Annotated in this window: 12 protein-coding genes and 2 pseudogenes; 6 read left to right on the forward strand and 8 right to left on the reverse strand. The window is 74.5% G+C overall.

The annotated features are described in order from the left end of the window. Positions 1-4: 4 nt before the first annotated feature. Complete coding sequence (locus tag ACIBAD_RS31090; RefSeq protein WP_398909972.1) at positions 5-1210, forward strand: SWIM zinc finger family protein; 1206 nt, start codon at positions 5-7, stop codon at positions 1208-1210. On the opposite strand, the gene ACIBAD_RS31095 is transcribed toward ACIBAD_RS31090, so the two are convergent. After that, on the reverse strand, positions 1191-1739 hold the full coding sequence (locus ACIBAD_RS31095) for a hypothetical protein (protein WP_134074971.1): 549 nt from the start codon (positions 1737-1739) through the stop codon (positions 1191-1193). The two genes, ACIBAD_RS31090 and ACIBAD_RS31095, sit on opposite strands and share 20 nt — an antisense overlap. 163 nt (positions 1740-1902) lie before the next feature. Here ACIBAD_RS31095 and ACIBAD_RS31100 point away from each other — a divergent pair, with 163 nt between their 5' ends. After that, the gene (locus ACIBAD_RS31100; RefSeq protein ID WP_398909974.1) at positions 1903-2556 is read left to right on the forward strand and encodes a chaplin; all 654 of its coding nucleotides are present in this window, start codon (positions 1903-1905) and stop codon (positions 2554-2556) included. A 134-nt stretch (positions 2557-2690) separates the two neighbouring features. On the opposite strand, the gene ACIBAD_RS31105 is transcribed toward ACIBAD_RS31100, so the two are convergent. Then, positions 2691-3356 carry a DUF2293 domain-containing protein gene (locus tag ACIBAD_RS31105; RefSeq protein WP_134074969.1) on the reverse strand — a complete coding sequence of 222 codons (666 nt, stop codon included), beginning with the start codon at positions 3354-3356 and terminating at the stop codon, positions 2691-2693. 152 nt (positions 3357-3508) lie between these two features. Between ACIBAD_RS31105 and ACIBAD_RS31110 the strand changes: the two genes are divergently transcribed. Then, on the forward strand, positions 3509-3883 hold the full coding sequence (locus ACIBAD_RS31110) for a cupin domain-containing protein (RefSeq protein ID WP_134074968.1): 375 nt from the start codon (positions 3509-3511) through the stop codon (positions 3881-3883). A gap of 38 nt (positions 3884-3921) precedes the next feature. Here the strand turns inward: ACIBAD_RS31110 and ACIBAD_RS31115 are convergent. Beyond that, a pseudogene (locus ACIBAD_RS31115) lies at positions 3922-5352 on the reverse strand (WGR domain-containing protein); the annotation flags it as partial. Positions 5353-5443: 91 nt separating this feature from the next. On the opposite strand from ACIBAD_RS31115, the gene ACIBAD_RS31120 reads away from it, so the two are divergent. After that, on the forward strand, positions 5444-6097 hold the full coding sequence (locus ACIBAD_RS31120; protein WP_398909976.1) for a uridine kinase: 654 nt from the start codon (positions 5444-5446) through the stop codon (positions 6095-6097). A gap of 166 nt (positions 6098-6263) precedes the next feature. Continuing rightward, complete coding sequence (locus tag ACIBAD_RS31125; RefSeq protein ID WP_398909978.1) at positions 6264-6917, forward strand: hypothetical protein; 654 nt, start codon at positions 6264-6266, stop codon at positions 6915-6917. Here ACIBAD_RS31125 and ACIBAD_RS31130 read toward each other — a convergent pair. After that, a complete protein-coding gene (locus tag ACIBAD_RS31130) occupies positions 6886-7881 on the reverse strand; it encodes a carbohydrate kinase family protein (protein ID WP_398909980.1) in 996 nt (331 codons plus the stop codon). The two genes, ACIBAD_RS31125 and ACIBAD_RS31130, sit on opposite strands and share 32 nt — an antisense overlap. Further along, complete coding sequence (locus ACIBAD_RS31135; RefSeq protein ID WP_398909982.1) at positions 7878-8804, reverse strand: pseudouridine-5'-phosphate glycosidase; 927 nt, start codon at positions 8802-8804, stop codon at positions 7878-7880. The genes ACIBAD_RS31130 and ACIBAD_RS31135 overlap by 4 nt, the downstream gene beginning before the upstream one ends. A 191-nt stretch (positions 8805-8995) precedes the next feature. Here ACIBAD_RS31135 and ACIBAD_RS31140 point away from each other — a divergent pair, with 191 nt between their 5' ends. Continuing rightward, entirely contained in the window at positions 8996-9358 is a 363-nt protein-coding gene (locus tag ACIBAD_RS31140; protein ID WP_398909984.1) for a cupin domain-containing protein, read from the forward strand. On the opposite strand, the gene ACIBAD_RS31145 is transcribed toward ACIBAD_RS31140, so the two are convergent. From ACIBAD_RS31145 to ACIBAD_RS31155, 3 genes and pseudogenes are all read right to left on the reverse strand, one after another. Beyond that, on the reverse strand, positions 9348-10643 hold the full coding sequence (locus ACIBAD_RS31145) for an MFS transporter (protein ID WP_134074965.1): 1296 nt from the start codon (positions 10641-10643) through the stop codon (positions 9348-9350). The two genes, ACIBAD_RS31140 and ACIBAD_RS31145, sit on opposite strands and share 11 nt — an antisense overlap. 175 nt (positions 10644-10818) lie before the next feature. Beyond that, the gene (locus ACIBAD_RS31150; RefSeq protein WP_134074964.1) at positions 10819-11382 is read right to left on the reverse strand and encodes a methylated-DNA--[protein]-cysteine S-methyltransferase; all 564 of its coding nucleotides are present in this window, start codon (positions 11380-11382) and stop codon (positions 10819-10821) included. Positions 11383-11437: 55 nt separating this feature from the next. Beyond that, a pseudogene (locus ACIBAD_RS31155) lies at positions 11438-11653 on the reverse strand (IS630 family transposase); the annotation flags it as partial.

Consider the following 11653-nt stretch of genomic DNA (forward strand, 5'->3'; position numbering starts at 1 on the left):
CCGCATGATCACCGCACGGGACGACCGCCGCCGCACCTTCGAGACCGTGCCCGCCGGGGCGGAGGCCGCCAGCTGGTGGGGCAGGGCCTGGGTGTCGGCGCTCGAAGCGGCCTCCGGCGACCCGGCCCGGCTGGCCCGGGGCCGTGCGTACGCGGTCGAGGGCCACGTCGACGCGGTGACGGTCACCCCGGGCCGGATCGTGGCCTACGTACGGGGCAGCCGGGCCCGTCCGTACCGCACGGAACTGGCCCTGAGCCCCTTCCCGGACGCCGAGTGGAGCGAGCTCCTGGAGACGGTGGCCGCGGACCCCACGGCCCTCGCGAGCCTGTTGGAGCGGGAGGTTCCGCAGTCGCTGGCGGGGACGGTCCTGCCCGGCACTGGTGAGCTCGTCGCCCGCTGTTCCTGCCCGGACACCGCTCGTCCGCCCTGCAAGCACGCCGCGGCCCTCTGCTACCGGGCGGCCCGCCTCCTCGACCAGGACCCGTTCGTCCTGCTGCTCCTGCGCGGCCGGGGCGAGCGGGAGCTCCTCGACGAGCTGACCCGCCGCAACGCGGCCCACGCCGCCCGCGAACAGCCCGACGCCGCACCGGACTTCCCCGGGGTCCAGGCCCGCGCGGCCCTGGCCCGCAACAGCCTGCCGCCGCTGCCGGCCCCGCTGCCCGCGCCCGCGGCGGTGGGGCTCCCGCCCGCGTACCCGGCGGACCCGGCGGCCCCCGACCCGCTGGTCCTCGACCAGCTCGCCACGGACGCCGCGGCCCGCGCCTTCGCCCTGCTCGCCACCGCCGAGGACCCGATCGCCGGGCTCACGCTCTGGCAGGACGCCGTCCGCCTGGCGTCCGCGCACCACACGGCGGGCCTCACCGGCGCGGCCCGCACCCTCTACCGGGACCTGGCCCGCGCCACCGGCCGCACCACCACCGACCTGGCCCGTGCCGCCGCGGCCTGGCGCCAGGGCGGCCGGCCCGCGCTCGCCGCCCTCGAAGAGCCCTGGGACCCCCCGGCCGGCCCCTTCGACCGTGCCCGACCGGCCCTCCTCGCCGCCTCCCCGGGTGCCTTCCGCCCCGAGCGCAACCGCCTCACCGCGCACACCCGCCAGCTCCGCCTGGGCCGCGACGGCCTCTGGTACGCCTACGAGTCCCGCCCGGACAGCGAGGACTGGTGGCCCACGGGCACCCCCTCCCCGGACCCCCTCACCGCCTTGCGCCACTGACCTCCGCCGCCCAGCGCGTCAACGTGGTGAAATCGCGCTCGCGCAGGCCGTGGCGGGCGTGGACGGTGAGGAGGAGGGCCGGGGCGGGATGGTGGGCCGCGATCCAGGCGCGGTCCTGCGGGGTGATCATGTCGTCGACCCAGGCGAAGGGGCGGCCCGCGGCCCAGTCGAGCAGCGGGCGGGTCTTCCAGAAGAGACCGTCGGGGTCGTGGGCGAAGAGTTCCGGCCATTCGATGACGGGAAGATCGCCGGGAAGCCCGATGTGCGGGGCGATCATCGTGTTGGCCTGGTGCATCCAGGCGGTGGCCCAGGTGAGTTCGTACGGCAGGGCCAGCAGACGGGCGCCGTGCGCGGGGTGCAGGCGGACCCGCAGACCGCGCCGGGCGCTGCGGGATCCGGGGTCCCGGTGGGACATCCAGTCCGCCGGATGCATCCGGTGGGTCGTGTACCCGCGGAGCCCGGCGAGGCGGGACCGGAAGGGATTGAGGGGGCCGTCCACGTCGAGGAGCAGGAGCGGGTGTGCGGTCATGAAGTAGGCATTACCCAGTACACGATGGAGTGAAATGCCTACCGGCTCTATAACCCGAATGGGCTTACCGCGTTGTTTCCGGTGCGGGTACAGCGCCCGTGAACTCCTCCGGAAGGCAGGGAAACTGATGCGTCACAGTCGTCGGAATGGCTTGATCGCGGCGGTGGTCGCGGGAGGTGGGCTGGCGGTCGCGGGCGTCAGCGGATTCGCGTACGCCGATGCGGACGCGGGCGGGAAGGCCGAGGGTTCCCCGGGGCTGCTGTCCGGGAATCTGGTGCAACTGCCGGTGCACACACCGGTGAACGTGTGCGGCAACACCGTGAGCGTGGTCGGCCTGCTCAACTCGGCCGCGGGCAACCGCTGTGCCAACACGGGAGGCGGTGGCGACGGGCATCCGGGGTCGGCGCCCTCGCACCCTTCGAAACCCGGGACGGCGGCCGGTACGGGGTCCCACTCGGGCGGGGGAGCGCATGCCGATGGACGAGGAAAGGATTCGCCGGGGCTGCTGTCCGGCAACGGGATCCAGCTTCCGGTCGACGTCCCGCTCAACGTCAGCGGCAACTCGGTGAACGTCGTCGGGCTCGGCAACGGCTCCACCGGCAACACCTCCGTCAACACCGACGTACCCAGCGGCGGCAAGCCGCCGCAGCCGCCGGTCGTCGCGCCCCCCGTCACCCGGCCCGCGCCGCAGCCGCAGCCGCAGCACGGCCCGGCGCTCGCCCACACCGGGGCCGACGGAGTCGGCTACCTGCTGCCCGGCGGCGGGGCACTGCTGCTGGGCGGGGTGCTGCTCTACCGCCGCTTCCGCCTCGGATAGGGCCCGGTCCGGCCGCGGGATCACGCCTCCCGCGCCGAGGCCGGCGATGAGGAAGGCGGCGGGGCCGGCGATGGGGACTGAGGCGGGGCCGGTGATGAGGACGGCGGCGGGGCCGGAGGCGGGGTCGGGGCCGGTTATGACGACCGAGGCGGCGGCGTGCGCCAGGCGTCCAGGATCGCGTCGATCCGGGGTGCCAGCCGGGCCCGGGCCGCGAACCGCGGGACGCCCGCCATCAGCAGGGCGTCGTACTCGGTGTCGATGTGCCGCACCGCCGCCCGGACCGCCACCGACACCGCCTGCTCGTCGAGGGCCCGGCCGGCCGCCGTACGGCCCACCCGGCCGCTGCCGCGCAGCGAGGCATGGGTGGCTATCGCCACCGCCCGATCGGCGGGGCACCCCGGGAACAGCCGCACGATCTCGGCGGCGAAGGCCGCCGTGAACCGGGTGTCCTCGACGGCGCGGCGCAGCCGGTCGCGCTCCCGGCGGCGGGCCCGTGCCTCGGCGTCCGCGAGGCAGGCGCGCTCGGCGCGGGCCAGAGCCGGATCCTCGACCAGGAGCCCCTGGCGCTCGTAGCGGCGGCGCCGCTTGTTGAAGCGGACGACGACGGCCGAGAGCGAACTCGCCTCGCGGGCCCGCCGGGTGAGGGCGGCATCCCCGCGAGGCAGGTAGACCAGGTGCCCGAGGTCGGCGCAGTCCAGGCAGCGGGGCACGCCGGCCTCGCGCACGAGATGCCGGAGCGGCCCCTGGCGGCACTCCGCGCAGTGGATCTGTTTCAGCGACTCGAACACCACGAGGCTCATGACGATGTGATACCGCCGTCCGGTCTGCTTATCACCTTGCCGAAAATGGCGGTTGAGGTTTCGCCAACTTTCCTCGATGTCCGGATGTCCCTCTACCGTGGGCCGTTGGGGCTGCGGTATGGCCGTGATGCCCATGGGGGAGGAGTGCGTACATGGGTGGATGGCAGCCGACGGCGCGGCTCATACGAGCCGTGGAAGGCGGCGCGGAGGACCTCGCGGGCCGGGAGGTCGTCATAGAGCCCGGCGGCTGTACCGGCTGGCACTTCCACCGCGTTCCGCTGATCGCGCTCGTCAAGTCCGGGACGCTGACGCGGATCCTGCACGACAACTCGGTCGTCGTGCACCGCCCCGGCACCAGCTTCGTCGAACCGCCCGGCGCCGACCACCTCCACCTGGGCCGGAACCTGGGCACCGTACCGGTCGTGCTGTACGTGACCTGCACGCTCGCCGAGGACGAGGCCTTCTCCATACCCGCGGACCCCCCGCCCGGCGCCGAGCCGTGCAGCTGCCCGGCCCGCCTTCCGTGACCCGGCCCACCGGGCCCCCTCCCGCTCAGACCAGGCGGTATCTCCCCGCGCACCCGGTAGAACCCGCCCGAGGCCGCGTGCAGCCCGTCGACCACGTACCGGGCACCCGGCTCCCGGATCCCGCGCGGGAACTGCACGTTCCAGGAGGGCTCGAAGCCGCCCGACACCACCTGCACGCGCATCCGGCCGCCCTGCTGCACGCACTCCACCACCACACCGCCCGCCGGGGCCGCCGCCACCGAGACGGTCGCGACCGCCGCAGCGGAGGCCGCCAGGGTGAACACCGGCAGTGCGGCGGCCGACTTCACATCCACGGCCGTCGGGACCGAGCCCCGCTGGGCGGCGAGGATCGCCGCCTCGCTCGCGTCCATGCAGATCAGGGACCCGTCCGTGGTGACCAGATACAGCCGCTCGTCCAGATACTGCATGGACAGGGCCGAACCACCGCCGGTGCCCAGCTTCCACAGCCGCTGCCCGTCCGCGTCGAAGCAGTACACCGAGGAGGCGTAGTCGGCGGCGAACACGTGCCGGCCGTCCGGCGAGGTGGCGCACGCGTACACCGCGGCATCGCACTGGTAGGAGGCCTCCACGGCGCCCGTCGCCTTCGCCAGCCGCTGCACGGTGTGGCGCCCGGTGGCGGCGTAGACCGTGTGGTCCTCCTGCCATCCGAACAGCACCGAGCCGTTGGTCGGCGTGTGCCACAACTGCGCCCCGCCGTCGGCCGCGTACGCCGTCACACCCTTGCTGTGCCCGTGGTAGACCGACCGCTCGTCCGCCCGGACCATCCACGCGTTCGAGCCCGGCGACCGCCGCGACCACTGGAACTCGTCCTCGTGGTCGATGACCGTAAGCCCACCGCTGCGGTCGGACACGCTCAGCACGCCCTCGTGGATGTCGAGCCAGAAGATGTCCACGTCCGCCGCGATGTCGTAGGCACCGAACGGCACCTTCGACGACAGGTCGTACACCGTGCCGTCGTCACAGCCCGCGTATATCCAGAACTCGTCCGCCACCAGGCACTTCACCCCGTCCGGCAGCGAGTACCGGGCCAGCACCTCGCCCTCGTGGCTCAGCGTGTAGACGTCCCCCGCCTGGTTCCCCACCCAGCAGCGGTCCTCGTCCACATGGATCCCGAACGCCGAGGACCCCGTACGGAACCGCCACAGCACCGGGGCCACCGCACGTGCCGTCGACGGCGCCGACGTGACCTGCCGGCGCGACACCGCCCGGGCCGGACGCTGTCCGGCCACCGCCGGCGCGTACCCCTTGCGGACCTTCTCGCCGATCTTCTTGGCGGCGGCCGCCCGGGCCTTCTCGACGGTCGGGAACGAAGAGCTCTGCAACTGGCCGTCCGCGCCGATGCGTCCGTACCGCACCGAGACGGCCGTGCCGTCCACGGTCACCTCGTAGAACTTGTGCGCCCCGCCGCCGTCCTGCGACAGCTCCAGATACGTCGTCTCGCGAGCCATGACAGACCCCTCCCCAAGGCCGGGCCAACGGCTCTTTCCCGCCGGTGATCCCTCGTGAAAAACGCTACGGCCCACCACTGACAATGGGCCCGTGCAGCTGGAAGCGATCACATGGCAGCGGATGGCCGAGCGGCTCGCCGGCCACCTCGAAGAACACAAGCCGCCGGCAGGACAGGGGACCTGGCAGCGGGTGGGCATCGACGGCGCGCCCGCCGCCGGCACCGGCGTACTCGCCGGCCACCTCGCCGACGCGCTGCGCCTGCGCAGCCGCCCGGTCCTGGTGGTCGCGGCCGGAGGGTTCCTGCGCCCGGCCTCCCTCCGCTTCGAGTTCGGCCGCGAGGACGTGGACTCCTACCTCGGCGGCTGGTACGACACCGCCGCCCTGTGGCGCGAGGTGTTCGCCCCGACCGATCCCGGAGGCACCGGCCGGGTACTGCCCGACCTCTGGGACCCGGAGACCGACCGGGCGACCCGCAGCCCGTACACCGAACTCCCGCCGGGCGGCGTCGTGATCATGCACGGACCGCTGCTGCTGGGCCACTGGTTCCCCTTCGACCTCAGCGTGCACATCCGGCTCTCCCCGGCGGCGCTGGCCCGCCGTACCGAAGAGTCCGCCCGCTGGACGCTGCCCGCCTTCGCCCGGTACGAGGAGGAGACCGACCCCGCGGCCCGGGCCGACGCGGTGGTCCGGGCCGACGACCCCCGCCACCCCGCCTGGACCGGTCTCACCGGAGCCACCGGCTGACCTCCGCGCCCCCGTCCCGTCACGGACGTACGGGATCCGCAACAACGCCGTCGCGGGCCGGTGACGAACGAGATCCGGCCATCGCCCCCGCCCCCGGCCGCGCACTACGTTGACGCCACGCTTCGACGGCGCCCACCCGGTGGCGCCTTGGCAGAGGGAGACGGCAATGGGCGCAACCGGTACGGCGGTTCAGGGTCCGAGACGGCTGCGGCGGCAAGCGGCCGTTGCCCTGGCGCTCTGCGGAGCCCTGACCCTGACCCTCACGGCCTGCAACGGCGGCGACGGCGGCGACGCGGGGGCCGCCGGCACGGGCCCCGGCGCGAGCACGGCGAGCCCCTCGGCCACGGCCCCCGCCCCCGTCCCCACCGCGCCCGGCGGAGCGACGCCGCCCGCCTCCCCGGCGTCCCCGAAGAAGCCGAGCCCGAGCGCGACCGCCCCGGACAAGCCGAAGCCGCCCGCACCCGGACCCGCCTGCGCCTCCAAGGACGCCGTCTCGCCGAACGAGATCGCCGTCTACCGCTACACCCCCGAGGGCGGCCAGTACAGCCTGATCATCAAGCGCGGCCACTGGGGCTGCCCCGTCGCCGGAGGCGCCACCCCCTTCGTGACCGTCGGCGAGGAGACCTGGATCCCGATCGCCGATGACGCCGCGATCGGCGTCCACGCCCCCATCCTCTCCGGCTCCGCGAACAAGCCGATCACCACGCACGAGCTCATGTCCTGGCTGGAGACCCACCCGAACAAGGGCCTGGTCTTCCACTACAACGTGAACAAGGCGGGCGTGGTCGTCACCCTCGGCCAGGAGGAGTACACCTCGTAGGCCCGCCAGCCGTAGACACCTCCTGCGGGCGGCCGCCCAGCCGGGTCACCGCCCGGGCGGCCGCGCGGCACCCGGCGCGGGCCGCGTCCGCAGGGGGCGCGCCCGCGAGCCGCGCCGCCAGGAACCCGCCGGTGAACGCGTCCCCGGCGCCCGTCGAGTCCACCGCCTCCACCGCCTCCGCGGACACCTCGGCGATCACTCGGCCCCCTTCCGCCACCAGCGCCCCGGCCGCACCCCGGGTGACCACCACCAGCGGCACCCGCCGGCTCAGTTCCTCCGCCGCCCTGGCCGCCCCGGCCGGCTCCGGCAGTCCGGCCAGCAGCCGGGCCTCGTCCTCGTTGGGCAGCAGTACGCCGATCCCCGCCACGGCATCGAGGAAGCGCTCCGTACCCAGCCCGGCCAGGAACCCCGCCGAGGCCGGGTCCACGCTCACCGGCACCCCCCGGGCCAGGGCCGCCCGCAGCGCGACCAGGGCCAGCTCGCGGCTGCTGTCGGCGAAGAAGAGGTAGCCGGACAGGTGCAGGTGGGCGGCCCCGTCCAACAGGGCCGGAGCCCAGTCCTCCGGGGTGAGCCGCAGCGAGGCGCCGCTGTCGGTGAGGAACGTGCGCTCCGCGTCCTTGTCGACCAGCGCCAGGACCGTCCCGGTCGGCTCGGCCGGATCGATCACCAGCCGCGGCCGCACCCCCGCGTCCCGCAGGGACTGCTCGTGCCACCGGGCCCCTTCGGTGCCGACCCGCGCCAGGAGGCGCACCTCCGCCACCCCCGAGTGGGCGGCCCAGCAGGCCGCGTTGGCCCCGGCCCCGCCCGGCAGGGTCCGGATCCGCGCGGCCGTGTCCGTGGCCGGAGTCAGCGGCTGGGGATGCACCGCCACGACGTCCGTCACCACGTCCCCGACGACCAGCAGCGCCCCGGGCGCCGCGGCGGACCCCGCCGCGCTCCCCGCAGTGGATGCGGGCCCCGTCACGGACGCGCCGCCCAAGCCCCCGCGATCTTGGCCCCGAGCGCCACGTTGCCCCGTACCGCCGCCAGGTTGGCCTCCAGCGAGGCCCCGCCCGTCGCCCGTACCAGGAACCCCAGCAGGAACGGGGTCACCGCCTGCCCCGTGATCCCGCGCGCACGGCACTCCTCCAGGGCCTCGGCCAGCACCCGGTCGTGCAGTTGCGGATCCAACTGCTCGGCCTCCGCCACCGGATTGGCCACCAGCAAGGCCGATTCCGGTCCGCCGAGCGCGTCCTGTGCGGCCATCACCGCCGCCACCTCCTCCGGGCGGTGGACGGTCCAGTCGACGGGCGCGCCGGAACTGGCCAGGTAGAACCCGGGGAAACGTTCCGTCCCGTACCCCACCACCCCCACCCCGAGCGTCTCCAGCCGCTGGAGCGTGGCCGGCACGTCGAGGATCGACTTCACCCCCGCGCACACCACCGTGATCCGGGTCCGCGCCAGCAGTGCCAGGTCCGCCGACTCGTCCTGCGTCTGCGCGTACTCGCGGTGTACGCCGCCCAGCCCGCCCGTGGCGAACACCCGCAGCCCGGCCCGCGCGGCCAGGAACGCCGTCGCGGACACCGTCGTCGCACCGGTCGCGCCCGCGGCGAGCGCGGGCGCCAGATCCCGGTGGCCGAGCTTGCGCACCCCCTCACCGCCGGCGATCCGCTCCAGCTGCGCCTTGTCGAGGCCGGCGTACGCCACGCCGTCGACGACGGCGATCGTGGCCGGAACCGCTCCCTCGGCGCGCACCAGCGCCTCAAGTTCCGCCCCCACGGCGAGATTGCGGGGGCGGGGAAGGCCGTGCGCGATGATCGTCGACTCCAGGGCCACGACGGGACGGCGCCCGTCGAGCGCCTCGCGGACCTCTTCGGACAGGACGGGGATCTCGGATGATGTGTGCATGTCCCATCCATGGCACGGGACCCCCGCCCCCAAACGCCCGCCGCACGGCGACTGCGGTGGACCCGGCCGCACACCGGGCGCCGCCCTGCCGCAGCCGGTGACCGGCTGGACAGATTGCCCCGTCCGGCGGGCGGAGCATGGACGTTGTGGCCACCGCGCCGCGCCGGACCGGCGGATTAGGGTGACTCGGCATGAGCACCAGTGAGCACGGTTCCGCCTCGTTCGCCGTTTCCGTACCGGACGCCGAACTGGAGGTCGAGGACCTCGATCCCGGCCAGATCCTCTCCGGCGAGCCCGTCGTGACGGGCAAGGTGCTGTGGGAGTCCCCCGACGGCACTCAGGTGCGCGGCATCTGGCAGATCACCCCGGGCGTGGTCACCGACACCGAGGCCGACGAGCTGTTCGTCGTGGTCAGCGGCCGCGCCACCATCGAGGTCGAGGGCGGCGGGACGCTGGAGGTGGGCCCCGGCTCCGCCTGCGTGCTCCGGGAGGGCGACAAGACCACCTGGACCGTCCACGAGACGCTGCGCAAGGCGTACCACATCAGCTACTAGAGGCAGGGGCGGCGGTGGGGTGGCGGCGCGCGGTGAACAGGGCCAGCGCCGCCATCGGCAGCAGCAGGGCCGCGCCGATCGCGTTCAGCCAGCCGTAGCCCGCGTGGGACATGACCAGGCCGGCGGCCGCGCCGCCCACGCCCGCGCAGGTGTTCATCGTGAGGTCGCTCAGGCCCTGTACGGCGGCCCGCGCGGCCTGCGGGACCGAGTCGGTGAGCAGGGCCGAGCCGGAGACCATGCCGGCGGACCAGCCCAGACCCAGCAGGAACAGGCCGATCGCGCTCTGCGCGTGGCTCGGCCCGGCGGTCCCGGCGAGCAGGGCGGCCACCGACAGCAGCCCGGCCGCCAGGCCGATCACGGCCAGTCGGCCGACCCGGTCCGCGAGCCAGCCCATGACCGGCGAGAAGGCGAACATGCCGGCGATGTGACCGCTGATCACCAGGCCGACGAGCTCCAGGGTGGCGCCGTGGTGGCCCAGGTCGACCGGGGTCATCACCATGATCGAGACCATGGCGGTGTGTGACACCGCGACGGTGACCAGGGCCAGCCGCGCCCGCGGGGAGGCCTTGACGGCCGCGAACCCGGCGCGCAGCGAGCGGCCGCCCTTGGCCTGCTCCGCGGGCGAGGCCAGTGCCCGGGCCGTCAGCAGCGGGTCCGGGCGCAGGAACAGGGCGATCATCGTGCCGGTGAGGACGAAGACGGCGCCGGCCCAGACGAACGGGCCCGCCGTCTCGGGTATGGAGGTGCCGGCGAAGCTGCGGCCGGCCGGGGCGGAGAGGTTGGGGCCGAGGACCGCGCCGAGGGTCGACGCCCAGACGACGACGGCGACGGCCCGGGCCCGGCGGTCCGGGGCCGCGAGGTCCGCGGCCGCGAAGCGGGCCTGGAGGTTGGCGGAGGAGGCGGCTCCGAAGGCGGCCATGCCGAGCATCAGCAGCGGGAAGTTCTTGATCGCGGCGGCGAGGACCACCAGGCCCGCGCCGACGGCGCCGATCCCGTACCCGAGGACCAGCCCCGGCCGCCGGCCGCGCGCGGTCATCAGGGCGGCGAGCGGGAGCGAGACCGCCGCCGTGCCGACCACGGCGGCGGTGGAGGCGAAGCCGGACAGGGACTCGGTGCCGCTGACCTGCGTCGCGAGGACCGGGGCCAGGGCGATGCTGATCGGCACGCCGACGCCGCCCAGCATCTGGCTCGCGATCAGCACAGCGGAGACGCGGCGCTGGAGCCGGGGCAGGTCGGCCGGGCCCACGGGCGGGGCGGGGCGGTCGGTGCCGGGTATCGCGGTCATGCCGTCCACCCCCGTCGCGACGGCGCAGGGCGGTGTACGGGCGCAGTGCGGCCCGAGGCGGTGGTAGTGGTCACCGCGGCAGTTTCGCACCCCGTACGGCCGGACGGAACGGAGGACGTACCCCTACGCCCGTGCCCGCGACCCCGACGCGCGCCCGGCCCTGCCGCACCCCCCCTCAGAACAGCGGCTGCGGCAGGACGCCCTCCAGGGCCAGCAGGGTGCGCTTGGTCTCCACCCCGCCGCCGAAGCCGCCGATTCCGCCGTCGTTCTCCACGACCCGGTGGCAGGCCACCACCAGCGGCAGCGGGTTCGACCCCATGGCGTTGCCCACGGCCTGGGCCGCGCCCGGCTGGCCGACCCGGGCGGCGAGCTCCCCGTACCCGACGACCGCCCCGTACGGCACCGAGCGGTCCAGCTCCTGGAGCACCTGCCGGTTGAAGCCGGAGCTGAGCCGCCAGTCCAGCGGCAGCTCGAAGCGCTTGAGCGAGCCCGCGAAGTACGCCTTCAGCTGGCGTATCGGCTCGGCCAGGAGGACCTCCTGCCCCGGCGGCGGCCGCCAGGCGTCTGCCCCGAGCCGGGAGACGAGGGAGCCGATCATCTTCTCGACCCGGTCCGGCCCGGCATGGAACTCGACCCGGACCAGCCCCTCCGGGGTCGCGGCCAGGAGCAGGGGCCCGATGTCGCTGGCGACGACGGTCCATTCGAGGCGCGGCCCGCGGGGCCGCTCGGTGCTGTCCACCCCTCCACCGTACGGGGAGGGTCCGACAGCCGGCCGCGACCGCGCGACACGGGGCCTAGTCTTCTGAGTCAGGAATTCTGTTCAGATAGCTGGCGAGGCGTTCGAGGATCTCGTCTGCGGTCTTGGTCCAGACGTAGGGCCTCGGGTCGGTGTTCCATGCGGCGATCCAGGTCCGAATGTCCTTCTCCAGGGCCTGGACCGTCTTGTGGACGCCTCGCCGTATCTGCTTGTTCGTCAGCTCGGCGAACCACCGCTCCACCAGGTTGAGCCA

Origin of the sequence: Streptomyces sp. NPDC051109, from assembly GCF_044455885.1 — a bacterium.
Lineage (GTDB): Bacteria > Actinomycetota > Actinomycetes > Streptomycetales > Streptomycetaceae > Streptomyces.

Coding starts and splice junctions, on each gene's coding strand:
- ACIBAD_RS31090 (WP_398909972.1), top strand. CDS start 5: ATGATCACCGCACGGGACGACCGCCGCCGCACCTTCGAGACCGTGCCC.
- ACIBAD_RS31095 (WP_134074971.1), bottom strand. CDS start 1,739: ATGACCGCACACCCGCTCCTGCTCCTCGACGTGGACGGCCCCCTCAAT.
- ACIBAD_RS31105 (WP_134074969.1), bottom strand. CDS start 3,356: ATGAGCCTCGTGGTGTTCGAGTCGCTGAAACAGATCCACTGCGCGGAG.
- ACIBAD_RS31110 (WP_134074968.1), top strand. CDS start 3,509: ATGGGTGGATGGCAGCCGACGGCGCGGCTCATACGAGCCGTGGAAGGC.
- ACIBAD_RS31125 (WP_398909978.1), top strand. CDS start 6,264: ATGGGCGCAACCGGTACGGCGGTTCAGGGTCCGAGACGGCTGCGGCGG.
- ACIBAD_RS31135 (WP_398909982.1), bottom strand. CDS start 8,804: ATGCACACATCATCCGAGATCCCCGTCCTGTCCGAAGAGGTCCGCGAG.
- ACIBAD_RS31140 (WP_398909984.1), top strand. CDS start 8,996: ATGAGCACCAGTGAGCACGGTTCCGCCTCGTTCGCCGTTTCCGTACCG.
- ACIBAD_RS31145 (WP_134074965.1), bottom strand. CDS start 10,643: ATGACCGCGATACCCGGCACCGACCGCCCCGCCCCGCCCGTGGGCCCG.